At 70.5% G+C, this 26,775-nt stretch carries 22 protein-coding genes and 3 pseudogenes; 4 read left to right on the forward strand and 21 right to left on the reverse strand.

Going from position 1 to position 26,775, the window contains the following annotated elements:
- Nucleotides 1-27 precede the first annotated feature (27 nt).
- The 6 genes and pseudogenes from ACIA8X_RS39515 to ACIA8X_RS39540 form a co-directional block, all read right to left on the reverse strand.
- Entirely contained in the window at nucleotides 28-795 is a 768-nt protein-coding gene (locus tag ACIA8X_RS39515) for an SDR family NAD(P)-dependent oxidoreductase (protein WP_393461662.1), read from the reverse strand.
- Between the two features lie 99 nt (nucleotides 796-894).
- A pseudogene (locus ACIA8X_RS39520) lies at nucleotides 895-1,661 on the reverse strand (glucose 1-dehydrogenase).
- 58 nt (nucleotides 1,662-1,719) lie between these two features.
- Nucleotides 1,720-2,976: an MFS transporter gene (locus ACIA8X_RS39525; protein ID WP_393461660.1), complete on the reverse strand. Its 1,257-nt coding sequence runs from the start codon at nucleotides 2,974-2,976 to the stop codon at nucleotides 1,720-1,722.
- 168 nt (nucleotides 2,977-3,144) lie between these two features.
- The gene (locus ACIA8X_RS39530) at nucleotides 3,145-3,681 is read right to left on the reverse strand and encodes a cyclophilin-like fold protein (protein ID WP_393461658.1); all 537 of its coding nucleotides are present in this window, start codon (nucleotides 3,679-3,681) and stop codon (nucleotides 3,145-3,147) included.
- 15 nt (nucleotides 3,682-3,696) lie between these two features.
- Nucleotides 3,697-4,362: pseudogene (locus ACIA8X_RS39535) on the reverse strand (SDR family NAD(P)-dependent oxidoreductase).
- Nucleotides 4,363-4,446: 84 nt separating this feature from the next.
- A complete protein-coding gene (locus tag ACIA8X_RS39540) occupies nucleotides 4,447-5,463 on the reverse strand; it encodes a zinc-dependent alcohol dehydrogenase family protein (RefSeq protein ID WP_328419378.1) in 1,017 nt (338 codons plus the stop codon).
- A gap of 171 nt (nucleotides 5,464-5,634) precedes the next feature.
- Between ACIA8X_RS39540 and ACIA8X_RS39545 the strand changes: the two genes are divergently transcribed.
- Entirely contained in the window at nucleotides 5,635-6,516 is an 882-nt protein-coding gene (locus tag ACIA8X_RS39545) for a helix-turn-helix domain-containing protein (protein WP_393461656.1), read from the forward strand.
- A gap of 162 nt (nucleotides 6,517-6,678) precedes the next feature.
- Here the strand turns inward: ACIA8X_RS39545 and ACIA8X_RS39550 are convergent, their stop codons facing one another.
- The 7 genes from ACIA8X_RS39550 to ACIA8X_RS39580 form a co-directional block, all read right to left on the reverse strand.
- Complete coding sequence (locus ACIA8X_RS39550) at nucleotides 6,679-7,416, reverse strand: HAD family hydrolase (protein WP_399460342.1); 738 nt, start codon at nucleotides 7,414-7,416, stop codon at nucleotides 6,679-6,681.
- Entirely contained in the window at nucleotides 7,413-8,222 is an 810-nt protein-coding gene (locus tag ACIA8X_RS39555; RefSeq protein WP_328419385.1) for a DeoR/GlpR family DNA-binding transcription regulator, read from the reverse strand. Before ACIA8X_RS39555 ends, ACIA8X_RS39550 begins: the two co-directional genes overlap by 4 nt.
- 176 nt (nucleotides 8,223-8,398) lie before the next feature.
- Entirely contained in the window at nucleotides 8,399-9,433 is a 1,035-nt protein-coding gene (locus ACIA8X_RS39560) for a zinc-binding dehydrogenase (protein ID WP_393461653.1), read from the reverse strand.
- Nucleotides 9,434-9,459: 26 nt separating this feature from the next.
- Nucleotides 9,460-10,467, reverse strand: coding sequence for a zinc-dependent alcohol dehydrogenase family protein (locus ACIA8X_RS39565; RefSeq protein ID WP_328419389.1), 1,008 nt, complete (start codon nucleotides 10,465-10,467; stop codon nucleotides 9,460-9,462).
- Complete coding sequence (locus tag ACIA8X_RS39570) at nucleotides 10,464-11,348, reverse strand: carbohydrate ABC transporter permease (RefSeq protein WP_328419391.1); 885 nt, start codon at nucleotides 11,346-11,348, stop codon at nucleotides 10,464-10,466. The genes ACIA8X_RS39565 and ACIA8X_RS39570 overlap by 4 nt, the downstream gene beginning before the upstream one ends.
- A complete protein-coding gene (locus ACIA8X_RS39575) occupies nucleotides 11,345-12,307 on the reverse strand; it encodes a carbohydrate ABC transporter permease (protein ID WP_393461650.1) in 963 nt (320 codons plus the stop codon). Before ACIA8X_RS39575 ends, ACIA8X_RS39570 begins: the two co-directional genes overlap by 4 nt.
- A gap of 79 nt (nucleotides 12,308-12,386) precedes the next feature.
- Nucleotides 12,387-13,739 (reverse strand): sugar ABC transporter substrate-binding protein, encoded by a 1,353-nt coding sequence (locus ACIA8X_RS39580; protein WP_328419393.1) that lies wholly within the window; start codon nucleotides 13,737-13,739, stop codon nucleotides 12,387-12,389.
- A 259-nt stretch (nucleotides 13,740-13,998) separates the two neighbouring features.
- On the opposite strand from ACIA8X_RS39580, the gene ACIA8X_RS39585 reads away from it, so the two are divergent.
- Nucleotides 13,999-14,964 carry a PfkB family carbohydrate kinase gene (locus ACIA8X_RS39585; RefSeq protein WP_399460343.1) on the forward strand — a complete coding sequence of 322 codons (966 nt, stop codon included), beginning with the start codon at nucleotides 13,999-14,001 and terminating at the stop codon, nucleotides 14,962-14,964.
- Between the two features lie 58 nt (nucleotides 14,965-15,022).
- On the opposite strand, the gene ACIA8X_RS39590 is transcribed toward ACIA8X_RS39585, so the two are convergent.
- The 3 genes from ACIA8X_RS39590 to ACIA8X_RS39600 all read right to left on the reverse strand — a co-directional run bounded on the left by ACIA8X_RS39590 (nucleotide 15,023) and on the right by ACIA8X_RS39600 (nucleotide 17,934).
- The gene (locus tag ACIA8X_RS39590) at nucleotides 15,023-16,540 is read right to left on the reverse strand and encodes an FGGY-family carbohydrate kinase (RefSeq protein ID WP_393461644.1); all 1,518 of its coding nucleotides are present in this window, start codon (nucleotides 16,538-16,540) and stop codon (nucleotides 15,023-15,025) included.
- A 722-nt stretch (nucleotides 16,541-17,262) separates the two neighbouring features.
- On the reverse strand, nucleotides 17,263-17,565 hold the full coding sequence (locus ACIA8X_RS39595) for a discoidin domain-containing protein (RefSeq protein ID WP_399460362.1): 303 nt from the start codon (nucleotides 17,563-17,565) through the stop codon (nucleotides 17,263-17,265).
- 30 nt (nucleotides 17,566-17,595) lie between these two features.
- Nucleotides 17,596-17,934, reverse strand: coding sequence for a hypothetical protein (locus tag ACIA8X_RS39600; protein ID WP_328430732.1), 339 nt, complete (start codon nucleotides 17,932-17,934; stop codon nucleotides 17,596-17,598).
- Between ACIA8X_RS39600 and ACIA8X_RS39605 the strand changes: the two are divergent.
- A pseudogene (locus ACIA8X_RS39605) lies at nucleotides 17,897-18,392 on the forward strand (pyridoxamine 5'-phosphate oxidase family protein); the annotation flags it as partial. The gene ACIA8X_RS39600 and the pseudogene ACIA8X_RS39605 sit on opposite strands and share 38 nt — an antisense overlap.
- A gap of 369 nt (nucleotides 18,393-18,761) precedes the next feature.
- Here the strand turns inward: ACIA8X_RS39605 and ACIA8X_RS39610 are convergent.
- Both ACIA8X_RS39610 and ACIA8X_RS39615 read right to left on the reverse strand, forming a co-directional pair.
- Nucleotides 18,762-19,022 (reverse strand): LysR family transcriptional regulator substrate-binding protein, encoded by a 261-nt coding sequence (locus ACIA8X_RS39610; protein WP_399460363.1) that lies wholly within the window; start codon nucleotides 19,020-19,022, stop codon nucleotides 18,762-18,764.
- Nucleotides 18,992-19,189, reverse strand: a complete 198-nt coding sequence (locus ACIA8X_RS39615) for a hypothetical protein (RefSeq protein WP_393461690.1) — start codon at nucleotides 19,187-19,189, stop codon at nucleotides 18,992-18,994. The genes ACIA8X_RS39610 and ACIA8X_RS39615 overlap by 31 nt, the downstream gene beginning before the upstream one ends.
- Before the next feature lie 248 nt (nucleotides 19,190-19,437).
- Here ACIA8X_RS39615 and ACIA8X_RS39620 point away from each other — a divergent pair, with 248 nt between their 5' ends.
- On the forward strand, nucleotides 19,438-19,632 hold the full coding sequence (locus tag ACIA8X_RS39620) for a hypothetical protein (protein WP_328419399.1): 195 nt from the start codon (nucleotides 19,438-19,440) through the stop codon (nucleotides 19,630-19,632).
- Nucleotides 19,633-19,986: 354 nt separating this feature from the next.
- Here the strand turns inward: ACIA8X_RS39620 and ACIA8X_RS39625 are convergent, their stop codons facing one another.
- From ACIA8X_RS39625 to ACIA8X_RS39635, 3 genes are all read right to left on the reverse strand, one after another.
- Entirely contained in the window at nucleotides 19,987-23,244 is a 3,258-nt protein-coding gene (locus ACIA8X_RS39625; RefSeq protein ID WP_399460344.1) for a carboxyl transferase domain-containing protein, read from the reverse strand.
- 2 nt (nucleotides 23,245-23,246) lie between these two features.
- Nucleotides 23,247-25,010: an AMP-binding protein gene (locus tag ACIA8X_RS39630; protein ID WP_393461639.1), complete on the reverse strand. Its 1,764-nt coding sequence runs from the start codon at nucleotides 25,008-25,010 to the stop codon at nucleotides 23,247-23,249.
- A 143-nt stretch (nucleotides 25,011-25,153) separates the two neighbouring features.
- Nucleotides 25,154-26,341: an ISAs1 family transposase gene (locus ACIA8X_RS39635; RefSeq protein ID WP_393461637.1), complete on the reverse strand. Its 1,188-nt coding sequence runs from the start codon at nucleotides 26,339-26,341 to the stop codon at nucleotides 25,154-25,156.
- Nucleotides 26,342-26,775 lie beyond the last annotated feature (434 nt).

A 26,775-nucleotide genomic window follows, 5' to 3' on the forward strand; every position in this document is an offset into this window, starting at 1 on the left:
CAGCTCTCCTTCCTGCGTGGGCTGTCTTCAGCGGGCGACGTAGCCACCGTCCACGGGGAGGGCGACACCGACGACGAAACTCGCTCCGGGGCTGCACAGCCACAGGACCGCCTGGGCGATCTCCTCGGCGGTGCCGAGCCGGTTGATGGGCTGGTTGGCCTCGGCCTCGGCGCGGTCGAGTTCTCCCATGGCGATCATGTCGCTGACCATGGGGGTGTCGATGGTGCCCGGGCAGACGGCGTTGATGCGGATGCCTCGGGGGGCGTATTCGAGTGCCGCGCTGCTCGTCAGGCCGATGACTCCGTGCTTGGAGGCGTGGTAGGAGGCGCGGCCGGGCAGGCCGACCAGGCCGCCCAGGGAGGAGCAGTTGACGACCGCGCCGCTGCCCTGGGCACGCATGTGTCGCAGTTCGTGCTTCATGCAGGCCCACACGCCGCGCAGGTTGACGGCGTTGACACGGTCGAACCGCTCGGCGGGCTCGTCGGCGGCGTCGCTGGGCGGGATCTGGATGCCGGCGTTGTTGTAGGCCATGTCGAGGCGGCCGAAGGTCTCGACCGTACGGTCGACGGCGGCGGCGACCTGGTCCTCGTCGCTGACGTCGCAGGTGAGGGCGAGGGCTTGGTGGCCGGCGTCGGTGAGTTCCTTCGCGGCGGCGTTCAGGGCCGCTTCGTCGATGTCGGTGAGGGCGACGGCGGCTCCGGACCGGGCGAACGCGCGGGCGGTCGCCAGGCCCATACCGGCGCCGGCGCCGGTAACGAGGGCGACCTGGCCGTTGAAGTCGTATGTGGGATTCACGTGGTGTTGTCCCTTCAGGTGGGGAGATGTGGCGGCACGACTGATGTCAGGGGTGCCTGGATGAACTGCTCGGCGGCACGACGCCTTGCCGCGACGCCGTCAGACGGTTTGTCCGCCGTCGACGACCATGGCGTGAGCGGTGGCGAAGGAGGCGGCGTCCGAGCAGAGCCAGAGGACGGCGGCTGCGATCTCTTCCGGTGTGCCCAGGCGTCCGATCGGCTCGTCCACGACCAGGGCGTCCCGCCCTCCGGGTGTGCTTTCGGCGAAGCGCTCGATCATCTCGGTGTCGATGATGCCGGGGCAGACGGCGTCGCCGCGGACGTTGGACGCCGCGTAGTCGAGGGCGGTGGAGCGGGTCAGGCCGATGACGCCGTGCTTGGCGGCGGCGTAGGCCGCCTGTCCCTTGAAGCCCTTGCCGCCGGCGCCTGACGAGGCGTTGACGATCGCGCCGCCCCCCGGCTGGAGCATCAGGGGGATCTGGTGCTTCATGCACAGGAACTTTCCGGTCAGGCCGACGCCGACGACACGGTCCCACTCGTCCTTCGTGATGTCCGCGGCCGATTTGACCGGCTGCTCGATGCCGGCGTTGTTGAAGGCGACGTCCAGTCGTCCGAACGCCTGGGTGGTGTCGTCCAGCGCGGACCGCACATCGTCTTCGCTGGTGACGTCGCAAGCGAGGGCCAGGACCTGTCCGCCCGCTTCCTTGATGAGCCGTGCGGTCTTTGGAGGCCGTCCGCGGACAGTTCGGCGAGGGCGACGCGGGCACCTGCGCGGGCGAAGGCGCCGGCAGTCACGCGGCCGATGCCGGAGCCGGCTCCGGTCACGAAGGCCGCCTTCCCGGTGAAGCCCGTGCTGCTCACAGTCATGTGCGGAGTCCTCTCGCTTGCTGGTACGTCGTCGGCAGTACGCGGATCCAGGCTTGAGTCAGTGCTGCGTCGGCACCTGCGCGGGTTCGTCGCGTCGCTGTTGCGCGGGAGCGCTGCTCCGGGCCACGATCCGGCCCTTGTGGTACGGGCCGTGGACGGCGAGGGCGATCAGGGGCAGCAGCGTGAGGGGGGCGATGACGGTGCCGACCAGGGGCGGGCCGGTCAGGCCGAGGGAGGAGTCCAGGGCCGTACCCGCGATCGCCGAACCGGCGGCGATGCCGGTGTTGAAGGCGGAGGTCGTCAGCGCCGAGGTGAGGGTGGGCGCGTCACCCGCGAAGCGCATGGCGAGGGCGGTGACGACCGGGTTGACCGTGAAGCCGGTCAGGCCCATGAGGAAGACCAGGAGGGTCCCTGTCACCGGATTGCCGGACAGCGGGATCATCAGGAACAGGACCAGAGCCGTAGCCGCGGCGGCCGTGATGGTGGTGACCATCGGACGCCGGTCGCCCAGGCGGCCGCCCGTGGTGGTGCCGCCCAGGGCGCCGACGCCGAAGGCGATGAGGACGAGCGGTACGGCGCCTGCGGGGATGCCCGCGCGGTCGGTCAGCAGCGGCGTGACATAGGTGTACGTCGCCAGGACACCGCCCATGATCAGCATCGCGGCGCCGAGCGCCAGCCACAGTCGGCCCTGGCGCAGAGCCCGGACCTCGGCCCGGACGGACACCTCGACTCGCTGCTCCCGGGCCGGGATGAAGCGGCCGATGAACACGGCGGCGAGCCCGGAGAGGACGGCCAGGGCCCAGAAGGGGCCGCGCCAGCCGGTGAACTGGCCGGCGAACGAGCCGATCGGCACGCCGACGACGTTGGCCAGGGTCAGCCCTCCGATCATGACGCCCGTGGCGCGGGTGGCGTTGTGCGGGCCTGCGGCGGTGGTGGCGACGACGAAGCCGACGGACCAGAACGCTCCGGTGGCCAGGGCCGTGACGACGCGGGCCGCGAGGACGATCATGAAGGACGTGCTGAGGGCGGCGACGAGATGTCCGAGGCAGAACACGGACAAGGCCAGGATCAGCGTCAGGCGCTGAGGGAGGCGCAGGGTCGCCATGGCCATGGTCGGCGCGCCGACGATCATGCCGATGGCGAAGGCGGTGATCAGCAGGCCGGCGCGGGAGACGCTGACACCGAGGTCACCGGCCAGCTCCGGCAGCAGGCCGGCGACGACGAACTCGGTGGTCCCCATCAGGAACGTGCCGGCGGCGAGCACCCAGACGACGAAGGGAAGCTTGCCGGAGGTGGTCCCGGACGCGGAAGGCATACGTGTGGTCTCTCCTTGCATGGAAAACGGGCGATCTTGGTGGCGGCTGAAGCCGTCGCGGCGGACAGTGGACGGCGCGGCCACGTCTTCGACGGTTCCATGCAGCGAACCGGACGAAAAGGGGAGGATCTCCTCCCCCCTTCATGCACGGGCGAGCGGTGGGGCGGGTCAGGGCGCGGCTTCGATGGTGATCTCGTCGGCGGTGGCGAGCTGCTCGGCGCCGCCGTCGGCCATGTGCCCGAGGATGACCAGGCCGGTCGCGTAGGGGGCGTCGCGGTAGTAGGTGGCGAGCTGGTTCCAGGGAGCGTAGTACGCCAGGTCACCGACCTCGGGATCGGCGCCTTCCGGGGCGCCGGAGGTGGACAGCTTCCGGGGCAGATCGGCGATCTTCTCGGCCTGGTTGAGGTCGCGCAGGGAGAGGGTCAGGGGGAGCTCGGCGGCGAAGTCGCGGGCCGTGGGGCTGTCGTTCAGGGTGGCGGCGATGTGGTGGCCGTCGAGGGTGAGCCGGATGTTCATCGCGGTTGTCCTGCCGGTCGGTGTGGTGGCTGCCGGGGCCGTCGAAGCCTGCGCCGACGCGGGCTCGGAGGATGCGGCGGCGGAGGAGGCAGAGGGGGGCGGGGAATCGTCGGCGCAGGCGGTCATGACCAGCAGCAGGGCGGCGGCCGGGACCACGCGGGCGAGAGCGCGGAGGGGGGCGGGGTTCACGGGATCGTCCTGTGGCTAGTCGGGCAGAGGCTCGGAGTAGTGGCGGAAGCCGTCCCGCTTGGTGTGGATGTCGTACAGGCGCTGGGCCAGGACGTCGGGGCTGCTGTGCTCGGCGTCGGGCCGGATGGCTCCGGGGATGATCAGCTGGGCGGCGTGGATGTTCGCCGGGGCGAGCGTGTCGTGGAGCATGCGGGCGTAGGCGCTCTCGGCGGCGAAGGCGATCGAGGTGCCGGCGACCTTCGGGTTGGGACGTACGGCGCTGGAGCCGTTGACGAAGAGCAGGGTGCCGCGGCCGAGTTCGCGCATGCCGGGCAGGACGGTGTTCACCGCCGTGACGGGGCCCTTGACGGAGAAGGCGAGCGGGGCGTCGAGGTCGTCGGCGCTCGTGTCGAGGACCGGCTTCATGAAGTGGGCCTAGGGCACCGGGCTGTACTGGAGGATCTCGATGGGCCCCAGGTCGGCCGCGGCTGCGTACAGGGCCGCGGTCAGGGACTCGATGTCGAGGACGTCGGCCGTGTAGCCGCGCGCCTGGATGCCGTCACGGGCGAGTTCGGCCGTCAGGCCGTCCAGCTTCTCCGCGTCGCGGGCGATGAGGGCGACGGTGTGGCCGGCGGCTCCGAAGCGGCGGGCGGTGGCCAGCCCGAGACCGGGGCCGGCGCCGACGAGGGCGAAGGTCGTCATGGTCAGTCCTTGTGTGAGCGGGGGTGGTTGCCGTCCTGTGGCCGCACCTCCTCGGTGCGGCCCCGGGTGTGGACGCGTCTGCGCTCAGGGCTTGAGCAGGGCCTTGACGGCGCGGCGCTCGTCCATCGCCCGGTAACCCTCGGCGACCTGGTCCAGGGACAGAGTGAGGTCGAAGACCTTGCCCGGGTCGATGCGGCCGGTCAGCACGCGGTCGATCAGGTCGGGCAGGTAGCGGCGGACGGGGGCGGGGCCGCCGCGCAGGCCGACGTGGGAGAAGAACAGTTCCTCGCCGTCGATGGCCACCTCGTGCGGGACGCCGACGAAGCCGACGTTGCCGCCGGGGCGGGCGGAGTGCAGGGCCTGTCGCATGGCCTCTGGGGTGCCGACGCACTCCAGGACCGAGTCGGCGCCGATGCCGCCGGTGAGGTCCTTGACGCGAGCGACGCCTTCATCGCCGCGATCGGCCACGATGTCGGTGGCGCCGAATTCGAGGGCGAGCCTCTGCCGGGACTCGTGACGGCTCATGGCGATGACCCGCTCCGCGCCGAGTTCCTTCGCCGCGATGACACCGCACAGGCCGACCGCACCGTCACCGACCACTACGGCCGTCGAGCCGGGCTTCACCTCGGCGGCGAGGGCGGCGTACCAGCCGGTGCCCATCACGTCGGACACGGCGAGCAGGCCGGGCACCATCTCGGCGTCCGGGTGCTCGTCCGTGGCGACCAGGGTGCCGTGGGCGTTGGGGATGCGCACGTACTCGGCCTGGCAGGTGCTCATGAACTCACGGTTCAGACAGGAGGACTGCCAGCCGTTCAGGCAGTTCACGCAGGTGTTGTCCGAGGTGGCGAAGGAACCGACCACGAACTGGCCCGGCGCGACGCCCGCGACCTCGCTGCCCACCTCCTCGACGATGCCGACGTACTCGTGCCCCATCGGGTGCGGGTCGCCGACCGGCTCGAGACCGCGATACGGCCACAGGTCCGAGCCGCACACACAGGTGGCGACCGTACGGATCACCGCGTCGGTCGGCTCAATGATCTTCGGGTCGTCGAGGTTCTCGAAGCGCACGTCGCCGGGGGCGTGGATGACTGCTCCGCGCATGGGGTGCTTCCTTCAGTGGGGGGTCTGTGGACCGCAGCCGTGGTGAGGAATGCGACTGCTCACGGTCGAGCCTCACACGCGAGGGCAGGCGCGAAAAGCGGAGAGAACTATCCCGGGAGGGAAACATCCGGGGAGGAAATTCTCCCCCCTTACACAGGTGCGATCGGTGTCATGCTGGGAAGCATGACCGCCAACGTTCCCCTCAATGAGCTGGGAGAATTCCTCAAGAAGCGCCGCTCCGAGCTGAGCCCGCGCACCGTCGGACTGCCCGAGAGCGACAGGCCCCGCCGGGTGGAGGGGCTGCGCCGCGAGGAGGTCGCCCAGCTCGCCAGCATCAGCACCGACTACTACACGCGTCTGGAACAGGGCCGTATGCAGGCGTCAGCGCCCGTGCTGGATGTCCTCGCCCGGGTACTCCACCTGGACGACGACGAGCGGGGCTACCTCTTCCAGCTCGCCGGAAAGACCACCACCCGCACCCGGCGCCGCGGCCGGCAGAAGGTCCAGCCACAACTGCAGCGGGTCCTGGACGACCTCACCGCCACTCCGGCCATCGTGCAGGGCCGGCGCGGGGACATTCTTGCCTGGAACGCGCTGGCCGCCGCCCTGGTCACCGACTTCTCCCGCCTCGCGGAAAGGCACCGCAACTACCCGCGGATCATCTTCACGGACCCCGCCATGCGCACCCTGTACGCCGACTGGGAGAGCTCCGCGCACATCGCCGTCGCCCAACTGCGCATGGAGGCCGCGAAGTATCCCGAAGACCCGCGCCTGATCGAGCTGGTCGGTGAACTGTCCATGCGTGACAAGCAGTTCGCCCGCTGGTGGGGCGATCACCACGTCGCCGCCCGCACCGTGGGAACGAAGACCCTCAACCATCCGGTCGTCGGCGAACTCGTCCTGGACTGGGACACCCTCACCGCCAACACCGACCCCGACCAGCACCTCACCGTCTGGACCGCCGGGCCCGGCTCCCCCACCCACGAACGGCTCCGCATCCTCGCCTCCTGGGCCGCCGACCAGCACCTGCCGGCCTCCTCCCCCGTCAGCTGACCTCGACGGGCCGCCGCCATGAAGGCGGCTGGAAGAGTTATTCCGAACGCTGACGGTGCTGTCCTGTGAGCGCTGACATCCCGCGAAACCACGCGGCTACCCGAAGCCCGGCCCCGCGCGACAGGCAGGTTCCTGGCACGCCTCAAGGAGACGGCTCCACCCTCAGATCACGAGCCGCTGCACATCCGTCAGGCCGCGCTCTCCCGTGCGGTGTTCCGCCGGCAGGATGTACGTGCGCAGACCGCAGGCGGCCGCGCCGCCGTCGCGGACCGGGTTGTCGCCGACCATGAGGGTGGCGCGGGGGTCCGCGCCGAGATCGGCGCAGGCTTTGAGAAACAGCTGCGGGTCGGGCTTTTCGCGGCCCTGCTCGTAGGAGATCACGCAGGTGTCGATCAAGGCGTTCAGCCCGTGGTGGGCTAGGTGGGTGCGCAGGTCCCAGGCGAAGTCGCTGACGATGCCGACGCGCAGTCCGCGCTGGTGCAGGGTACGCAGGACCGGTGCGGTGTCGGGAAAGGGAACCCAGGTGTCCGGAGCGGTGAGCTCCCGGTAGGCCGCCTCCTCCGCGCCATGCAGGAAGTCCACCTGCTCCCACCATCCCCACATGGCGCGGCGGTGCTGTGCGGAAGAGAGATCACGGCCTTCCTGGAGGGATACGACGGAGGGCAGCCGGAAGGCGGCGCGCAACTGGTCGGAGATTTTGGCCACTGCGCCGGGCTCGTCCAGCACGACCAGGCGGCCGGCGGCGGAGCCGACCCGGCGCAGCCACGTCTCCAGGTCGATCATCTGGAAGAGCGTGTTGCTGAAGTCGAACAGGACGGCCTTGACCGGGGGCACCGGCGCGGCCATCTCGGCGTCGCTGGGGCGGTAGGCGCTCGGGGTTTCGAACAGGGTGCGGGTCACAGGGAAGGCTCTTCGGGTTCGACCGTCTCGACGGGGACTCCGAGGTCGCGTATGGCCGCGAGTTCCGCGTCGGGGGTGGCGGTGTCGGTGATGACTGTGTGGTAGTCGGCAACGGTGCCGTACGCGTACGTGGCGGTCTTGCCGAACTTCGAGTGGTCCACCAGGAGCAGCGCCTGTTCGGCGGAGGCGAGCATGGCCAGCTTCACCTCGACGTAGTCATTCAGGGGGTGGAAGAGGCGTCCTTCCAGGACGGCTGTGGCGGACATCAAGGCGAGGTCGGCCCGGATGTGGGACAGGGCGCGGGTGACGGTGGGGCCGGTGCAGGAGTTGAAGTCGCCGCGGTAGTGGCCGCCCAGCAGGGTGACGTTCACCACGGGGGCGGCGGATCCGAGGCGCTGTGCGAGGCCGACCGAGTTGGTGACGACGTGCAGCTGATCCACCTCGGCCAGCGCCGGGACCAGGGGGAACAGTGTGGTCGAGTCCTCCATGAGCACGGTGCTGCCCGGCCTGATCCGGCCGGCGACGGCCGCGCAGATGGCGTTCTTGGCCGCGAGGGCGCTGTTCTCGCGGAAGCGGGTGGCCGTCTCCATGGTGAGGGCGGGGAAGGCGACGGCCCGCCCGCGCTCCTTGCGCAGCAGATGTCGCCCGGTGAGGTCGTCCAGGTCCCGGTGCATCGTCATCAGGCTGACGGCGAAGTGCCGGGCGAGGTCGTCGATGCGGGTCTCGCCGTGTTCGGCGACGTACCGCAGCACGGCCTGGCGCCGCTCCTCGACGGCCGCCTGGGACAGTCGCGTACGGGCGGTCACGGATGCGCCCCTCCTTCCCGCTGGCTCCGGTCTCGCAGTTTCCCACACGGGCCGGTGCGGGTCGGGGCCCGTCCGGCTCGCGGGCCTCGGGCCGCTCGTGCGGCGGCGGCTGCTGCGTACGACGTGCGTGTGCGTGTCCGCGTCCATGTCTGCGTCCCTGCCCGCGCGGCCGTGGGCTACGGTCCGTCCACCGTGACCAGCACCTTGACCTGCTCGGGGTCGACGGAAGCGGCGAACGCCTTGGCGGCGTCCTCCAGCGGGTAGGTGGCGGTGACGATCTCGGCGCTGTCGATGGCGCCGGACGAGATCAGGGACATCGCGGTGCGGTAGTCGTCGCCGGTGTACATCAGGGTGCCCTCGATGCGGATCTCCCGGTCCTGGATCAGATCGAGGCGGACGGGGGTGGTCCCTGCGGCGCCGACGCCGACGACGACGATCGTGCCGCCCTTGGTGACCAGGTCGGTGGCCTGGGCGATGGACTGTTCGCGCGCCACGCAGTCGAACACCACGTCGGCCGGTCCGCCGAGCGCCGCGTGGGCCTGGTCGGCGAGGTCGGTGGCATCGGCGGGCAGGGCCGTGTCGGCTCCGAGACGCAGGGCGCGGTCCCGCTTGCCCGGCAGCAGGTCGGTGACGGCGATCCTCGCGGCGCCCGCGTGCCGGGCGGCGGCGAGGACGAGCAGACCGATGGGCCCGGCGCCGAGCACGGCGACCGTGCGTCCGGCGAGGTCACCTGCCTTCGCCACGGCGTGCACCGGGGTGGCCAGAGGTTCGACGAGAGCGGCCTCGATGTCGGTCATGCCGTCGGGAACGCGGTGGACGCGGTCGGCCGCGATGGTGAACAGGTCGGCCATGGCACCGGGCGTCTGGCAGCCGAACACCTTCAACTCCTGGCAGATGTTGTAGCGGCCGGAGCGGCACTGGGGGCACCGGCCGCAGTACAGGTTGGGCTCGATGATCACCCGGTCTCCGGGCGCGAAGTCCTCGGCTCCCTTCCCTGCTGCGGCGACGACACCTACCGCCTCGTGGCCGGGGCGGTAGGGCAGGTCGATGAAGGGGTGGTGGCCGCCCGCCGCATGGGTGTCGGAGCCGCACACGCCGACGACGGTGGTGCGCACCAGGAGTTCGTCGTCTCCGGGGACGGGGGCGGGCGCCTCCTCGAGGGTGATGTCGTCGAGGGAGCGGACGAGAACGCGGCGGATCTGCTCGGTCATGTGGGGGTTCCGTTCGGTTCGGGCGTTCACGCGGTGGCGAGGCCGGGCTGGATCTGGATCTTGCGGCCGATGCCGGCCTGGAAGCGGGCGACGGCGTCCGGGAACGCCGCCAGGGGGAGGCGGTCACTGATGAAGACGCGCGGGTCGATGACACCGGTGGCGAAGAGGTCCGCGCCGCGTTCGAAGCTGTGCAGGACCGCCATGGAGCCGGTGATCGTGATCTCCTGGTTGTAGATCTTGTACGGCTCGATGGTGGCCCGGGCGGCGTAGTCGGCGACCCCGAACTGCAGATACGTGCCGCCTTTGCCCACTCGGCCGAGGGCGTCCTGAATGGCTTTCGCGTTGCCGGTGGCGTCGACGACCAGATCCCATCCGTAGGGCGGCCGGTCGAGCTCGTCGGCGGACGCGGCACCGGCGGAGCAGCCCAACTGCCATGCTGTGGCCAGGCGTTCGGCGTTGATGTCGACGACGTCGACGCTCGCGGCGCCGGTGGCCTTGGCGAGCTGGAGCATCATCAGGCCCATGGTTCCGGCGCCGTAGACGAGCACGCGGGAGGCGATGCGGCTGCGCAGGACGTCGTAGCCGCGCACCGCGCAGGACAGCGGCTCGATCAGGGCCGCGTCCTGGGCGTCCACGTGGTCGGGCAGTCGTACGCAGTTGGCGACGGGCGCCACGGCGTACTCGGCGGCGGCGCCCGGGTGGGTGACGCCGATGGCAGCCCAGCGTTCGCAGAGGTTGTTGTGGCCGAGACGGCAGTAGTGGCACTCGAAGCAGTACAGCGACGGGTCCACGGCGACCTGGTCGCCGAGCGCCAGTTCGGTGACCTCGCTACCGAGGGCCACGACCTCCCCGGCGAACTCATGGCCGGGGATGATGGGCAGCTGCGGGGCGAACTCCCCCTGGAGGATGTGCAGATCTGTGCCGCACAGCCCGGTGGCCGCGACCTCGACGACGACCTCGCGCGCGCCGGGAGCGGGGTCCTCGACGGTGGCGAGTTCGACGCTGCCAGGCCGGGTGATGACGGCCGCCCTCACTTCACCGCTCCCAGGGAGAGGCCGCGTACGAGCTTGTCCTGGGCGGCGAAACCGGCGATGAGGACGGGCAGCGAGACCAGGGTGGCCGCCGCGCAGAGGCGGGCCAGGAACAGGCCCTCGTTGGTGATGAAGCCGACCAGGAAGACCGGCGCGGTGGACGCCTTCGTCGCGGTGAGGTTCACGGCGAACATGAACTCGTTCCAGCTGAAGATGAAGCAGATCAGCGAGGTGGCGGCGAGGCCGGGCATGGCGACGGGTGCGACGACCCGCCACAGCACGGTGAGCAGGCCCGCGCCGTCGACCTCGGCCGCCTCCAGGATCTCCTTGGGGACCTCGGCGAGGAAGGAGCGCATCATCCATACCGCGATCGGGAGGTTCATGGCGGTGTAGAGGATGACCAGCGTCCACACGTTGTCCAGCATCCCGGCGTCCTTGACGATCAGGTACACCGGCAGCAGGGCCGCGATGGCCGGGAGGAACTTCGTGGAGAGGAAGAAGAACATCACGTCGGTCCACTTCTCGACCGGCTTGATGGACAGCGCGTAGGCCGCCGGCACCGCCAGGGCGAGGACCAGGATCGTGGAAAGGACGCTGGCCATGGCCGAGTTGAGGAGGAAGGGGGTGATGTCCCGGCTGAACAGGAGTTTGTACTGGTCGAAGGTGACGGCGGCGAAGGGGGTGGGCGGATTGGTGGCCGCGTCGGCCTCCTGGTGGAAGGAGGTGAGCACCATCCACGCCACCGGCGCGAAGAACGCCAGCGTGGCGAGCCAGGCGACGAACGTCCACAGCGGCGACAGCTTCGGCGCACCGCCATGGTCGTCCTTACGGCGCAGGAGCTTCTTGAACCTGGTCCCGGGCGCGGCGACTGCTGCATGGGTCATCGGGAAACCTCCTCGCGGAACAGCGACGCGATGGTGCGCAGCGCGAAGGTCGCGATGACGAACGCGCCGAGGACGACGACGACACCGGCGGCGGCTGCCTCGCCGTACTCATACTTGCGGAACATGGTCAGGTAGATCTCGTAGGGCAGGTTGGTGGTCTGGGAGCCGGGGCCGCCCTGGGTGATGGTGAAGACCGCGTCGAAGGTCTGCACGACGTAGATCGTGCCGAGCAGGACGCCCAGCTCGATGTACTGGCGCAGGTGCGGCAGCGTGATGTGGCGGAAGGTCTGCAGCGCGGAAGCGCCGTCCATGCGGGCCGCCTCCAGGACGTCACCGGGCTGCGCCTGCAGGCCGGCCAGGAGGATCAGCATCATGAACGGGGTCCACTGCCAGACCAGCGAGATCACGACGGCGGGCATCGGGTAGGAGGAGATCCAGTCGACCGTGGGGCCGTTGTCCGCGCCGAACAAGCGGTAGACGGCGTTGAGCGTGCCGTTGAGCAGTCCGTAGTCGGGGTTGTAGATGGCGTGCTTCCACAGCAGCGCCGCCGCGACCGGCATGACCAGGAACGGGGCGATGAGCAGGGTGCGGGCCAGCCCGCGGCCGGCGAAGCGGCGGTCGAGCAGCATGGCCAGGCCGAGTCCGAGGATCACGCTGATGACCACCACCGACGCGGTGAGCACGACGGTATTGAGCACGGCCGTGCGCAGCCGCTCGTCGGTGAAGACGAACGAGAAGTTGGACAGACCGACGAAGTGCCTCTCGCCCGGCCTGAGGATGTTCCACTGGAAGGTGGAGATGATCAACGTGGCCACGAAGGGCAACTGCGTGACGACGATGGTGAAGATCAGCGCGGGCAGCAGCGGGATGCGGCGCTTCCACTTGGCGGCCGTGCCTGAGGACTTCCGGATACGGACGGGTGGGGGTGCTGTCTTGGGGGGTGCGGTGAGCGTGGTCATGAATGGTTCCTCTGCCGGTAACGGCCGCGGTCGCGGGGAGCGGCGCCCGGCCGACACGAGGCCGGCCGGGCGCTGAAGGTCACTTCTGGTAGGGCTTGGCGACTTCCTCGGCCAGCTTCTGGCCGTCGTCGAGCGCCTTGTCCACGCTGGTCTTGCCTGCGATGGCGGCGGAGATCTCCTGGGTCACCTTGGTGCCCAGGTCCTGGAACTCGGGGATGGCCACGTACTGGATGCCCACGGTCGGCCTGGGCTGGACGCCCGGGTTGGCCGGGTCGGCGCCCTCAATGGACTTCAGGGTGATGTCACCGAACGACGCGGCGGCCTTCTTGTACTCGGGGATCTCGTACGTGCTGGCCCGCTTGCCGGCCGGGACACGCGACCAGCCGAGCTTCTCGCCAACGAGGTTTTCGTACTTCTTGCTGGAGGCCCACAGCATGAACTGCGAGGCGGCGTCCGCGTTCTTCGTGGTCTTCGGCATGGCCCACGACCAGGCCCACAGCCAGCCACTGCTGTCCGTCTCGACGGTCGGCGCGTACGCGTAGCCGACCTTGCCGGCGATCTTGCTGGATGCGGGGTCCTCCAGCGACCCGGCCGCGCTGGTCGCGTCGTACCACATCGCGACCTTCTTCTGGCTCAGCGCGTTCAGGCACTCGGTGAAGCCCGCCTGCGGGGCGCCCGCCTCACCGTGCTCGCGGACCAGGTCGACGTAGAATTTCGTGGCCTCCTTGAAGCCGCCGCTGTTGACCTGCGCCTTCCAGTCCTTGGTGAACCAGGTGCCGCCGAAGGTGTTGACCATGGACGTCAGCGGCGCACCCAGCTCGCCCCAGCCGGCCAGACCGCGCAGGCAGATGCCCTTCATGCCGGGCTCGGCGCCGTCGACCTTGGCCGCGATGTCGGCGATCTGCTGCCAGGTCGGCCGTTCGGGCACCGTGATGCCCTGCGCCTTCATGACGTCCTTGTTGTACATGAGCATCGAGGACTCGCCGTAGAACGGCAGGGCGTAGAGCTTGCCGTCCGAGCCGGTGAGCGACTGGACCATCGGCTTGAGCAGGTCGGCCTTGTCAAAGCTCTTGTCCTTGTCGGCGTACGAGCCCAAGTCGTGCAGCCAGCCGTTCTTCTCCCAGATGGGCACCTCGTAGGCGCCGATGGTGGCGACGTCGTACTGGCCGGCCTGGGTGGCGATGTCCTGGGTGACTTTGTCGCGCAGCTCGTTCTCGGGAAGGATCGTGAAGTTGACCTTGATCCCGGTGTCCTTGGTGAAGTTGTCCTTGGTCAGCTTCGCGATGTCCTCCATCTGCGGGTTGCCGACCATCAGGACGTTGATGCTCTTCCCGCCGCCCGAGGACCCGCCGGCTCCGGCTCCGGAACAGGCGGTGGCGAGCAGGGCGGTGGCGGCGGCGCCGGCTATGAGGGCGTATCTGGTCGATGCCATGTGACGGGGACCTCTCGTGCTGGTTCGCCCGGACCTCGACTGAGGCGCGGCGGGTCGAGCAGGGGTGTGGATGCGTCCTTGGGGAGTCGGGCGCGTTTCGATGGCCGAATTATTAGCAGGAGACTGCGCAGTTGTTAACACATTTTGCGAGAAAATCTCTGCGGACTTATCGTCAAGCAGCCTTTGAGGGGCTACGGGTGTCCACCGAACAGCCCAGCCCAGCCCACGACCTTGCCGCCGCCGTCCCCGAGGAACCCACATGAGCGCCGGACCGGAACCCGGTGATCAGGAACCCGCAGACCAGCCTGCCGTCGTCGTCGCCGGAGACGCGCTGGTGGAGCTCGCCCCCGCCCGCATGGCCGAGGGTGCCGCGGCCTTCCAGCCACGTCGGGGCGGCTCCTGCCTCAACGTCGCCGCCGGTCTCGGCCGGCTCCGAGTCCCTACGGCACTGCTCGCGCGCCTCTCCGACGACCACTTCGGCGATCTCCTACGCGCGCACCTCGCGGCATTCGGCACCCGGCTCACCCATGCGCTGCCTGCGTCCGACCCCACCACTCTCGCCGCTGTGCAGCTGCGCGAGGACGGGTCGGCCGCCTCCTCCTTCTACGCGAACGGCACCGCCGACCGCGGCCTGTGCTCTGTACACCTCGCTGCTCTCCCGGACGGCGGCGCACTGTCCGCGGGGACGGCTCTGCACCTCGGGTCGCTGGGTCTGCTGCTCGAACCCCTGGGCTCCACGCTCGACGGGCTGATTCGCCGGGAGGCCGGCCGGCGGCTGGTGTCCCTGGACCCGAACGTGCGGCCGGGCCTGATCCCCGACCGCGCCGCCTATCTCCGGCGGTTCGCCGAGTGGGTGGCGCTCGCCGACGTGGTGAGGGCGAGCGGCGAGGACCTGGCCTGGCTCCGGCCGCATGAGCCGTACGAGGCGGTGGCCGAACGCTGGATCGCGTCCGGGGCGGGACTCGTCCTGATCACGTTCGGCTCCCGGGCGCCCCGCTCCGGTGGTCGAGGCCGTCGGCACGGTGGGAGCGGGCGACGCCTTCACCGCCGGGGTACTCGCCCACCTGCACCACGCCGGCCGGCTCAGCCGCGAAGGCGTCGCCGCTCCGGGGCCGGCGACCTCACCCGGCTGCTGTCCTACGCCGTGGAGATCGCTGCCGACACCTGCACCCGCGCGGGCGCCCAGCCGCCGTACCACCACGACGACGAGCCGATCCCCGTGTAGCGGCACCAGCCGTGCCCGAATGCCTGTCGATCACTCATGTCGCCGGCTCGTCCGGCACTCACTCCGGAGTCTCGGGCGTGTCCAGGCGAGCCCAGACCGGTCGGAGAGCCTCCAGCGCCTCCCGGTACACCGCATACGCCTCGTCGAGTACGGCGACCCGGTCGGGACGGGGTTCGTGGCGCCTGAGTACGGCGGGGGTGGCGCGCGGGTCCGTCACGTCGTCGAGCAGTCCGGCGGCGGTGGCGGCGAGCAGGGCCGCTCCCCGGGCAGCACTCTCCTGCACGTCGGTCACCACGACCGGCCGCCGTAGGGCGTCGGCGAACATCTGGCTCCATACCGCACTGTGTGCGGCCCCGCCGGTCAGCCGGGCCGCCGCCCCGGTGACCGGCAGCTTCGAGCAGAGCGCGTCGACGTGCCAGCGGTGGTTGAGGACCACGCCTTCCATCAGGGCCCGCAGCAGGTGGCCGCGGCCGTGCCAGCCACGCAGTCCGAGAAACGTCCCCGACGCGGGATGCGGGTGCGGGGAGCCGTAGACGAACGGGTGGAACAGCACCTCCGACGGACCGTCCAGGCATGCCTCGACCTCGCGGCCGATCGCCTCGTGGACGCCGTACCGCTGGTCGGTCGGTGCGCCAGTGACCCGCAGGAACCACTCCAGGTTCGCCACCGACGCGGGCGAGGTGGACATGGTCATCCACTGGCCCGGGCGGACGAAGTGACGGACCTGCCAGCACGGATCGACGACCGGACGCTCGCTGATCACCTGGTTGATGCTGAAGGACCCGGCGATCAGGGACAGTTCGCCCGGTGTCGTGCCGCCGACCCCGAGCGCGGCGGCGTCGACGTCGTGGGCGCCCGTGACAACGGGCGTGCCGGCGGTGAGCCCGGTGAGCGCCGCGGCTTCACAGGTGACGGTTCCGCTCACCGCGTCGCAGGGCAGCACGGGCGGCAGCAGGTCGGCGAGCGCGTCGAGGCCGTACAGGTCCAGCAGCTCCAGCGAGTATCCGCCGCGCCGCATGTCGGTGAATGAGGCACTGGCGTCCGTGGGATCGGTGGCCGCCACACCCGTCAGCCTCAGGCGCAGCCAGTCCTTGCAGGACAACAGCCAACGCGCCCGCTGAAGCACCCCTGGTTCATGGCGGGCGAGCCAGGCCAGCAGGGCGGCCGGGGAACCCGCGAAGGGCACCGTGCCCGACAACTCCAGGGCACGGGACCAGACCGGAGTGCCCCGCCACTCCTCCAGCACCGGTTCGGCGCGTGTGTCCATCGCCACGATCGCGGCGCGCACCGGCCGGCCGAGCTCGTCGACGGCATACAGTCCGTCGCCGTGCCCGGCCACCCCCACCGCGGCGACAGCCCGCCCCGCGTCCGGACCGGCCTCGGCGAGACAGGCGGCGATGGCCTGGTGCGCCGTCCGCCACACCTCGTCCATGTCCCGCTCGACCCAGCGAGGCCGAGGGGTCTTCAGTGGCAGTGTGCCGCTGCCCCGCGCCACCGCTCGGCCGGTGGCATCGAACAGCACGGCCTTGGTCACGGTGTGTCCCGCGTCGACACCGACCACCAGTTCACGCGCCACAACTCACACCCACCCCAAGCCGCGGGCTTTGACCGCCACAGCGCACCGGCCGACGGCCGCGAAGTCGGCGACGAGCCGCGCCGAACGCGGCGCTGGGGCGGCGCCGGAGCCCCTTGGTTCCCGGTCAGTCAACGCCGCGCCCCCGTCCGAAGCGCGGGCCGCACACCTCTGCCAGGGCCTCGACGTACCGGCAGGGACGCGTCGATCAACAAAGACCAGAACGCACACTGCGGTCTCCTCGCATACCGAAGCCACGATCCAGTGGGCCGATCGTCCCACGGAGCCGGTCGGCGCGCCCTGACCGGTGCCGGCGCGTGCCGGAGTGCCGATTTGCGCTGGTCAGAGCCACGTAGACGGTGTACCACCAGCAGACGCAGCGTAGCCAGCACCAAGTCAGCACGGGAGTCAGCATCCCACCTCTCAAATCGTGATCGAATAGTGCAACTCGGGCGGCACGCTCGCGGGCTCGATTGAGGCTCTCGCGGCGGCTCCGGCGGCGCCCTCATGGTGACCGCACGCACCTCCGCGCGCAGAACTATGGTGCCCCACCACATGTGCCACTGACCTGCGGATTCCTACGGTATGGCGGCACGCATACGTCCGCCAACCGCTTGGAAGTGGTACCGATGTCCTCCCCCGCGACCGCTCCCCCACCCCCCGCCAGCCTCAAGCGCATCGTCGCCGCCAGCCTCATCGGCACCACCATCGAGTGGTACGACAACTCATTCGATCGGGGCTAGGCCTTGCCGCTCTTGCGGTTGATCACCTTGTAGGTGCCGAGGTCCGCGGTGAAGGACGTCGTAGACCTCCAGGTTGCGGATCGACGCGTACACCCCGGTGGGCAGTCCGGTGACGGTGCGGACGTACCGTGCCTGGGCCTGGAACGCGGCCGTCTGGACCTGGCGCGTGCCGGGGCTGGCGGTGTTGTCGACGAGCGTGGTCCACGTGCTGTTGTCGGTGGAGCCCTCGATCTTGTACTGGTAGTTGGTCTTGTCCAGTTCCCAGGCGATCCGGGTGCCGGTCAGCGGGCGGGTCGAGCCGAGGTCGACCTTGAGTCAGTGGCCGGTGTTGCCGGTGTTCGCGCACCAGCGGGTGGCGGTAGCTCCGTCGACCGCCTTGGCTGCGGTGTTGCTCTTGGACGTCTCCTCGCTGTCGGCGGTCGCGGTCTTGCCGGTGGCGATGTCGGCCGGCTGTACGGAGCCGTCCAGTGTGACCCCGACGACGCCGTCCTCGGGGGTGCGGGTGCGGTTGATGCCGGCGATCGTCACCCTGCCGTCCGTGCCGAGGGTGTACGGGAGATCGGTGCCCGCGGCGACGTCGAAGACGCGGGTGACCTGGGCGTCCCCGATCGACGGGGTGGTGAAGTACGAGCGCCAGGTGCAGAGCCGTCTCACACCGCGGATGGTGGACTTCATAGGGCGGCAGACCATGGCGTTCCTGTCCACGGCGGACGCCGGCGGAGCCTGCGACGTCACATTCCGTGCCGGCCCCCCGGGCTTCGTCACTGTGCTGGACGACGGCACCCTCACCTACCCCGAATACCGTGGGAACGGGGTCCTCGCCAGCGCGGGAAACATCGCCGAGAACCTCACATCGGCCTGCTCTTCGTCGACTTCACCCATGACCACGTCGGCCTGCACGTCAATGGCGCAGCTCGGCTCCACCGGGACGAGGAGCAGCGGCGGGCCTACCCCGCCTTCCGGTGGAAACCGCCCCAGGACGCAGGCCCGAATTCTGGGTGCACATCACGGTGGGGGAGGCGTATGTGCACTGCTCCAGGCACATCCCCCACCTCGAGCCGGCGCCGCGTCCACGCCCGGGGGCCCAGTGGCCAAAGGATGCCCATTACTTCGCCCCCCGCGCCGCGCACCAGTCCCCACCGGACGAGGGCGAGCAAACTGCGGGCACTCACACCGGATCACTGCCGGGCAGGGGTTGTCCCGTGAGGGGCCGGTCCGCGGGCGGGGCAGGCCGCGGTCACCGGGGCCCGCCTCGAAGAGTTCGACGTGGAACTGGGCACCCGTCAGCAGCACCAGAACTCCTGCGGGGACGTGGGCATCGAACGATGCGTCAGGCGATGGTCACGGGCCGCGGGGTCTTCGAGATGATCGTCGCCGTACGGGCCCCTACGGCCACTCCCCCGCAGGCCATCACGGCCACGAACGGTGGCTCCGGACCTACGGATTCCACCAGCCCTTCCGCAACGTGCGGTCCTGAACGGTCAGTCCCGCCAGGCCGGTACCCCACATCTGGCATGCGCCGACAGCCACGTCGGCGCGGGGGACGATGCGGGACCAGTGCGGGCCGGGACAAGCGTCATCCCCAGCCCGTGGGCGGCCCAGCGTACGGCCGCCGCCGTCTGGGACACGCGGGCGACCGCGTTCGGAGTCAGATCGTTGTCCCGCAGCACGTTCAGCAGCACACCGTCGAGCGCACTGTCCCGGTCGAACCTCACCCACGGCTCCCCCTCCAGCTCGCGCAGCTCACCCGGTCCGCGGCGAGCAGCCGGTGCCCGGCGCTGCGCTCGCCCGCCGCCATCAGGGCGAGGTTCAGCACACCCCGGCGGCACAGCCGCTCCACGATCTCCATGATCCGCCGGTACTCCGGGGTGAGGACCTCCACTCCCATGACCTCGATACGATCCGGCACCGGCCGCATCAGGGGCACTTCGTAATCCCTCGTCGCGTTGCTCGACGGCGAGGTCGACCGTGGGCGTCGGCCTCGCCGCGATGCGTGCGGCTGGACGAGAGTTCAGGGCTGCGGCCAAGCTGCGCGGCCGCCGCTCGCGGCTCCAGATCTGCCGGCCTGTTTCGCGCCCTTCAGCTTGCGTCGGTGCTCTGACTCGGACGGTGATCCGCGCGTGGTCGTACCCACCAGGCTCAGGCGACGGGTTGTAGATGATCGCGAACGTTTGCCGTACGTCGCCGAAGCGGTCGGAGTACGTCACCCTCGACGGGCCGGTGCGCTTCGGCTCGGCGGTCATGTCGTACGTACGAAGGAAGTCCTTGACCCTCGAGTCCTGGCTGTTGCCCACCTTGTACCGGAGCACCGCGGTGCCGTCCTTCTCCACCTTCGCGTACGTCGGTATGTAGTAGCGCCCCGCGGGTTGATGCTGATCGTGGTGCATCCCCGCCTTGCGCTCCACTGCCTCCTTCGGACCGTCACCGGCCGGCGTGAGCAGCGCGACGGCCGCCCAAGCGAGAGCGCCGAGCGTCCACACCACGCACGAGGCCAGGAACCCCACCAGCCACCTGCGCCGGCGCTGCCTCGTGGGGCCCGTACGTGTACTCACCTGGACCATGCCGATGTCGAGGCGCTGGTTCGGCTGCCCGGGGCGACGCGGCGACCTGCAAGACGCTCGTGGGGACGCTGGGACCGCTGGTGTGGTCCGTCGTGGGCGCCCAGTTCTCCGACGCACGGGCCGTGTGCCGGGCGTCGGCGGGCCTTCACCAGGTGTCGACGCAGCGGCGCGAGCCGCGCTGCCCGGGCTCAGGGTCAGGGTCATGCAGCAGTGCGGTGATCCAGCGTCGGGACTCGGCCGGGTCGATGACGTCGTCGATCTCGAAGACCGAGGCGACGTTGAGGGCCTTGCCGTGCTCGTAGGCGGCAGCGACCCTGCGGGCGAACTCCCGCTCGCGCTCGTCCGCGTCCTCGATGGCCGCCAGCTCCCGGCGGTAGCCCAGCCGCACCGCACCCTCGATGCCCATCGGCCCGAACTCGCCAGTGGGCCACGCCACCGTGAACCGGGGGATGCGAAAGCCGCCGCCGGCCATGGCCTGGGCGCCCAGCCCGTAGCCCTTGCGCAGCACGATCACTCCGAAGGGCACCGTGAGCGCCGAGGCGTGGACGAACATGCGGCTGACATGCCGGACGGTCGCGGTCTTCTCCGCCTCGGGGCCGACCATGAACCCAGGTGTGTCGCACAGGGAGACCACCGGCAGCCCGAACGCGTCGCACAGCTGCAGGAAGCGGCTCGCTTTGTCGGCCGCGTCGGAGTCGATGGCGCCGCCCAGATGCCGCGGGTCGTTGGCGAGGATGCCGCACGGGCGGCCCTCCACCCGGGCCAGCGCGGTGATGACGCCGCGTCCGAAGTGCCGTCGCAGCTCCAGGACGGAGTCTGCGTCGGCGAGGGTGGCGATGACCGCACGCACGTCGTACGCCCGCCGCCGGTTCTCGGGAATGAGATGGCGCAGCCGACGCTGGTCGGGGCACTCCCAGTCCGTCACCGGGCCCTGGAAGTACGACAGATACGTGCGCGTCAGCCGGACGGCATCCGCGTCGTCCTCGGCCTCGAGATCGATGACGCCGTTCGCCCGCTGGACCTCGACCGGCCCGATGTCCTCCGGGACGTAGCTGCCCAGCCCCCCGCCCTCGATCATCGCCGGGCCGCCCATGCCGATGCTGGCCTCGGGCGTGGCGATGATGACGTCGCAGCAGCCGAGCAGCGCGGCGTTGCCGGCGAAGCAGCGCCCCGAGCCGATGCCGACCAGCGGCACCTTCCCGCTCAGGGACGCGAACAGCGCGAAGGCCATGCAGTCCAGGCCGGAGACCACCGTGCCGTCCACATCGCCCGGCCGGCCGCCGCCCCCTTCGGCGAACAGGACGACGGGCAGGTGCGCCTGTTCGGCCAACGCGAAGAGCCGGTCCTTCTTGCGGTGGCCCATCACCCCCTGGGTGCCGGCCATCACGCTGTAGTCGTACGACATCGCCACCACGCGGGCGGTCCGGGGGCCGAACCGGTCGGCTCCCACCGTGCCCACGCCGCCGACCAGGCCGTCGGCGGGGGTGCGGCGGATGAGGTCGTCCAGGGACCGGCGGCTGCGCTGGGCGGCGATGGCCAGGCCGCCGTACTCGACGAAACTGCCCGGGTCACACAGGTCGGCGATGTTCTCACGGGCGGTGCGCCGACCCTCGGCGTGCCGCCGAGCGACCATCTCGGGGCGGTCGGCGTCGTCGCCGAACCGCTTGCGCGCCCGCACCTCCTCCAGATCGGCGCGTGGGGCGTCCGGGTCCGGCCGCTCCTCGGGGTGCGGCTCACCGTCCGCCGCGCCGGTGGCCTCCATCACCACCAGCGGCTGACCGTTCTCGGCCAGCTCGCCCAGCTCTGCCCGTACGGCGACGACCACGCCGTCGCCCGGCGCCTGGAGCAGGTGCTCCATCTTCATGGACTCCAGGACCACCAGTGTGCTTCCGGCCCTTACGCGCTCGCCTTCGGCGACGGCGACGTCGACGACGGTGGCCGTCGTGGGCGCGGTGACGGTGAGCGTGCCCTGCGGCTCGACAGCGTCGGGGACCTCCGCGTCCTTCTCCGCGTCTGTCTCCTGCGGGACCAGTGCGGGCAGGAGTTCGTCGAAGAGCGCCGTGTGCAGCCGCCCGGCGACGACCTCGGGTGCCTCCAACAGGCGCCGCAAAACCTCGGCGTTGGTGGCGACTCCCTCGACCCTCAGCTCCGCCAGGGCGCGGCGGGCGCGGGCGAGCGTGTCGGGCAGGCTGCCGGAACCGTCGTGGGCGACGAGCTTGGCCAGCAGCGAGTCGAAGCGCGGGCTGACCCGGCCGCCGGGGAACGCGGCGGTGTCGACGCGCACACCCGGCCCGGCAGGCGGCCAGAAGACGTCCAGCGTGCCGGCGGCGGGCAGCACCGTCCCGTCGGGGCGGACCGTCTCGGCGTTGACCCGCACCTGCACCGCACAGCCGCGGGGAACTGGAGCCTGCCCCGCCCCGATGCGGTGGAGGCTCTCGCCGGAGGCCACCCGCAGCTGGGCCTTGACCAGGTCGATGCCGGTGACCTCCTCGGTGACGGTGTGTTCGACCTGGATGCGCGGGTTTGCCTCCAGGAAGTAGAAGCCTGAGGAGCCCTCGCCGGTGTCCACCAGGAACTCGAACGTGCCGAGACCGGCATAGGCGACCTCCCGGGCCATGCGCAGCGCCGCATCGTGCAGCCCGGCCCGCACCGCCTCGTCGAGGCCGGGCGCCGGCGCGATCTCCACGATCTTCTGCCGGTGCCGCTGCAGGCTGCAGTCGCGGTCGCCGTAGCCGACGACGGCGCCCGTGCCGTCGCCGAGCACCTGCACCTCGACATGGCGGGCACGCCGCAGCAACTGCTCGACGTAGACCGCGCCGTCGCCGAAGGCGCGCGAGGCCTCCGAACGGCAGCGCCGGACGGCCTCCTCCAACTGCCCTGCCCCGTACACCGCCCGCATGCCGCGCCCGCCGCCGCCGGCGACCGCCTTGACCATCACCGCGGCACCCTCGCCGAGGCCGGCCATGAACGCACGCGCCTCCTCGATGCCGGTGTCGCCGTACGTCGCCGGCAGCACCGGCACGCCAAGGCGCGCGGCGAGTTCACGGGCTGCGGTCTTGTCGCCGAGGGTGCGCAGTACCTCGGGGCGTGGCCCGACCCAGGTGAGTCCGGCGTCAGTGCACCGCTGCGCGAAGTCGGCGTTCTCGGCCAGCAGCCCGTAGCCGGGGTGGACCGCGTCGCAGCCCGTGCGCACCGCCGCGCCGACCAGGGCCGCCGCGTCCAGGAAGGCCCCCGGCCCCTCGCCGTCGAGCACCACGACCTCGTCCGCCATGCGGGTGTGCAGCGCGTCCGCCTCGTCGCGGGAGCGCAGCGCCACCGTCAGCAGGTCGAGCTCGCGGGCGGCGCGGATCACCCGTACCGCGATCTCGCCGCGGTTGGCGACCAGCAGCTTGGCCAGACCCATCGTCACCGGTCCTTTCCGTAGGCATCGGCAGCGGCCGGGGACACCGGAGACACGGCGGTGCGCGCGGCCTGCTCCAGCAGCTCGCCCTTCTTCACCTTGCCGGTGGTGGTCATGGGCAGGGCGTCGACGCACCGCACCACGGGCACCTTGTAGGGGGCCATGTTCGCCCGCGCCCACGCGCGTACGCCCTCGGCGTCGAGCGCGGCACCGGGGCGGGGCTGGACGAACGCCAGCGGCACCTGGCCCCGGTGGGGATCGTCCATCGGTACCACCGCCGCGGTCAGCACATCCGGGTGCCGGGCCAGCAGCGCCTCCAGTTCGGACGGGAAGACGCTCATACCCGAGACCTTGATCATCTCCTTGTTGCGGCCGAGGTAGTGCAGGCACCCGTCCTCATCGATCATTCCGATGTCGCCGGTGTGCAGCCAGCCGTCGCGCAGGACCCGGCCGGTGGCCTCCGGCTGCCGCCAGTATCCGGTGAGCAGGGACGGGGAGCGTACGAGGATCTCGCCGCGCTCGCCCAGCGGCAGCGGCTCGGCGCTGTCCCCGTCGGCCACCATGAACTCGGTTCCCGGCACGGGCAGTCCGCAGAAGACCGGCTCGGTCAGCAGGTCGTGGTCCCCGTCCTGGAACCCGGTGGTGAAGGAGTCCGCCGTGTGCGTCTCGGTCATGCCGTACGCCGCCTCCTGCAGCACGCTGTGCTCGCCGACCAGGGAGCTCCACCGGGACCGGATCGCCGGTGTCAGCTTGCGCACGAACGACATCGCCCGCGGCTGCGCCAGGCTGGACAGGTCGGTGCCGGGCAGGCCGGGGTGCTCCATCAGCTCGACGTAGTTGTCGACCGTGCCCAGCATCAGCGTCACTTGGTACCGCTCGATCGCCTGCAGCACGGCCTCGGGGTCCCACCGGGTGAGCAGCACGATGCCGCTGCCGGTGAGCAGCGGCAGCAGGATGCCGAAGTCCTCGCCGGCGATCCAGAAGACCGGCACGTAGATCAGCAGCACGTCGGGGTTGTCGCCGGAGAGGTCCATGCCGCTGGCGGCCGCCGCCGTCGCCGCGGTGTAGAGCATGTGCCGCTGGGTGTGTTCGCATCCCTTGGGCAGGCCGGTGGTCCCTCCGGTGTAGTTGAGGGCGGCGAGCGCGTCCAGGTCGGCCGGCTGGTCCTGGCCGCGCTCGCCGCCGACGGCCTGCGCCCACCCGCTGCCGACCGAGCCGACGGGTGCCAGGCCGGGCGGCAGCGGCAGCACCGGAGCGGAGGGGAGCATGTCGGCAAGGCTGGTGACGAGTACGTTCCGTACGGCGGTGTCGGGCCGCACCGCCTCGACCAGCGGTAGCAGGGTGTCCAGAGTGATCAGGACCTCTACCCCGGCGTCGGCCAGCTCGTGCCGCAGCTCGTACTCCCGGAACATCGGGTTCACCGGGACGTGCACGGCTCCGGCGCGCAGGATGCCGAGCATGGCAACAATGAACTGGGGGCAGTTGGGCAGGAACACCCCGACACGGTCTCCGGGGCGTACGCCGCTGCGCCGCAGCCAGCCGCACAGCCGCGCCGTCAGGTCCTCCAGCGCCGCGTACGTGATCTGCTCGCCGTAGAAGGTGATCGCGACGCGGTCGGGATGGCGCCGGGCCCAGTGCCGCAGATGGTCGGTGAGCTGCCGCTGCCCGAGCGGGTGCACCACCTCCCTCGGCATCGAGTCCGGCCATACGCGCTGCTGGCGGGCCCGTACATCGGCCAAGTACTCCTGCACGCGCGCGCTGTCCGCCACGACGGCCTCCACCCGGTCCGGCATACCAACTGGTCGGCATGTTCCGCATCACCGTAGGGGAGCCCACGGGCCGGGACAAGGGTCTGGACGCCGTGGGGGCAGGCCCAGGGCTTCGGCGTAGTCGCGTGATGTCCGGTTCGTGATCATGTGAGGCCGAGTAGGGCGAGCGGGCGTTTCGGGTCGCGGGAGTTGGCCCGGAGTGCGGCGGCGACGTTCTGGGTGCCGGCGATGCGCAGGGCGCCGATGGCAAGGTTGCGCCAGGTCGCCATGGTGCGGGGCGCATTGCCGGTCCGAAGCTGCGAGGCGTCTTCGGCGAAGGTGGTGTCCCTCACGTGGTGCAGGGCCTCGATCTGCCAGTGCGAGCGGATCATGTTGGCGAGCTGGGCGGGTGTGGCCTGCTCGGCGCTCAGGCTGGTGACCGCGTAGACGGTCTTGATGCTGACCTTGCCGCTCTTGCGGTGCAGGCGGCGCCGCTTGAGCTGGACGGCCTGGCGGGCGCCGGGGAAGAGCAGGTTGTTCACGGTGCAAACCTTGATGCGGCGGATCTCGCCACGGCCGTGACCGCTCTCGCGGATGCGGCTCTGGAGTGGAATCCGCTGCCAGAGAAGGGCTTTGAGCTGCTTGCGGAGCTTCTTCTGATTCCCTTTGACGATCACGATGTAGTGGGCGCCTCGACTGGCGAGGTACTCGGCGTGCTCGCGTTGGGTGTGCATGGCGTCGCTGGTCACGACCGTGTCGGCCAGGTCGGCGAGGTTGTCCAGAAGGGGCTGGAAGCACGTGATCTCGTTCGTCTTGTCTCCGACGTCCAGCTGGGCGAGGACCAGACGGCTGGTGTGGTCGAGTGCGGCCAGCAAGTGGATCTTGCGGCCGTCGGCTCTGGCGGCGCCGCGCAGGCTCTTGCCGTCCACCGCCACTGCCCGGCGAGTCTTCGGGCCGGGCTGAGTGCGGCGATCGGCCAGCCAGGCGCCGACCGCCCGGTCAAGCGCATCGGCATCAAGGCGGGCCAGGGTGCGGCGGATCGTTGTCTCGCACGGCACCGGCCGGATGCCGGTCAACGGGCAGCGACGGGCGCCGATGCGGTCCAAGACCGCCGATGGCGCATCGGCAGCCCACTCGCTGATGGCCAGGAGCGAGGTCGCGCCGGTCAGCACGGCGCAGGCGGCCAGCGCCAGCACATACACCAGGCCGTGGCGCACACCGCGGGGCTTGCGCGGATCGGGGACAGCGGCCAACCGGGTCAGCAGCCCGGGCAGTTCGTGTTCCGCGGCGTCGGGCTGGTCACGGAGTTGGTCAAGGACGGGCGGGATCGGAGAGGATACGACGGCAGGCACGGACTTCCGTAGGGATCACTGGACTCGACACCCACATGATCTTGGAAGCTTGCCTGTCCTGCGTCCGGGCCACCGCCGGCACACATCGCGAAAACCCACTCAAGCCGCGACTACGCCGAAGCCCTGGGGGCAGGCCGAACCCTTGCAGATCGACCGCGGGCCGAATCAGCGTTACCAGCGACTAATTGAATGCGCTACGGATGAATCGTGAATTGACACAGCCGGGACTGATGCAAATCAAACGGCCGGCATGCCCGCAGATGATCCCATTACCGTCCAGGGGGACGATCCACGCGCGGAGACCGTTGTATTCGGCAATGGCGCTAATTCGGCTTCAGCACTGCTTCGCATTCAGACATGCTCTGGGTGCCCAGGCGCCGGTGCCGATCACCGGGTCGAGCGGGCGTCGGCCATGACGGAATGGGACGAGTCTG

Origin of the sequence: Streptomyces sp. NPDC051738 (genome assembly GCF_044453205.1) — a bacterium.
Taxonomy (GTDB): domain Bacteria; phylum Actinomycetota; class Actinomycetes; order Streptomycetales; family Streptomycetaceae; genus Streptomyces.

What these genes read in the sequence shown, in the direction of transcription:
- ACIA8X_RS39525 (WP_393461660.1), bottom strand. Translation starts at nt 2,976, where the DNA reads ATGCCTTCCGCGTCCGGGACCACCTCCGGCAAGCTTCCCTTCGTCGTC.
- ACIA8X_RS39540 (WP_328419378.1), bottom strand. Translation starts at nt 5,463, where the DNA reads ATGCGCGGAGCAGTCATCCACGCCCCCGGCGACGTGCGCTTCGAGAAC.
- ACIA8X_RS39545 (WP_393461656.1), top strand. Translation starts at nt 5,635, where the DNA reads ATGCTGGGAAGCATGACCGCCAACGTTCCCCTCAATGAGCTGGGAGAA.
- ACIA8X_RS39560 (WP_393461653.1), bottom strand. Translation starts at nt 9,433, where the DNA reads ATGACCGAGCAGATCCGCCGCGTTCTCGTCCGCTCCCTCGACGACATC.
- ACIA8X_RS39570 (WP_328419391.1), bottom strand. Translation starts at nt 11,348, where the DNA reads ATGACCCATGCAGCAGTCGCCGCGCCCGGGACCAGGTTCAAGAAGCTC.
- ACIA8X_RS39575 (WP_393461650.1), bottom strand. Translation starts at nt 12,307, where the DNA reads ATGACCACGCTCACCGCACCCCCCAAGACAGCACCCCCACCCGTCCGT.
- ACIA8X_RS39580 (WP_328419393.1), bottom strand. Translation starts at nt 13,739, where the DNA reads ATGGCATCGACCAGATACGCCCTCATAGCCGGCGCCGCCGCCACCGCC.
- ACIA8X_RS39585 (WP_399460343.1), top strand. Translation starts at nt 13,999, where the DNA reads ATGAGCGCCGGACCGGAACCCGGTGATCAGGAACCCGCAGACCAGCCT.
- ACIA8X_RS39620 (WP_328419399.1), top strand. Translation starts at nt 19,438, where the DNA reads ATGATCGCGAACGTTTGCCGTACGTCGCCGAAGCGGTCGGAGTACGTC.
- ACIA8X_RS39625 (WP_399460344.1), bottom strand. Translation starts at nt 23,244, where the DNA reads ATGGGTCTGGCCAAGCTGCTGGTCGCCAACCGCGGCGAGATCGCGGTA.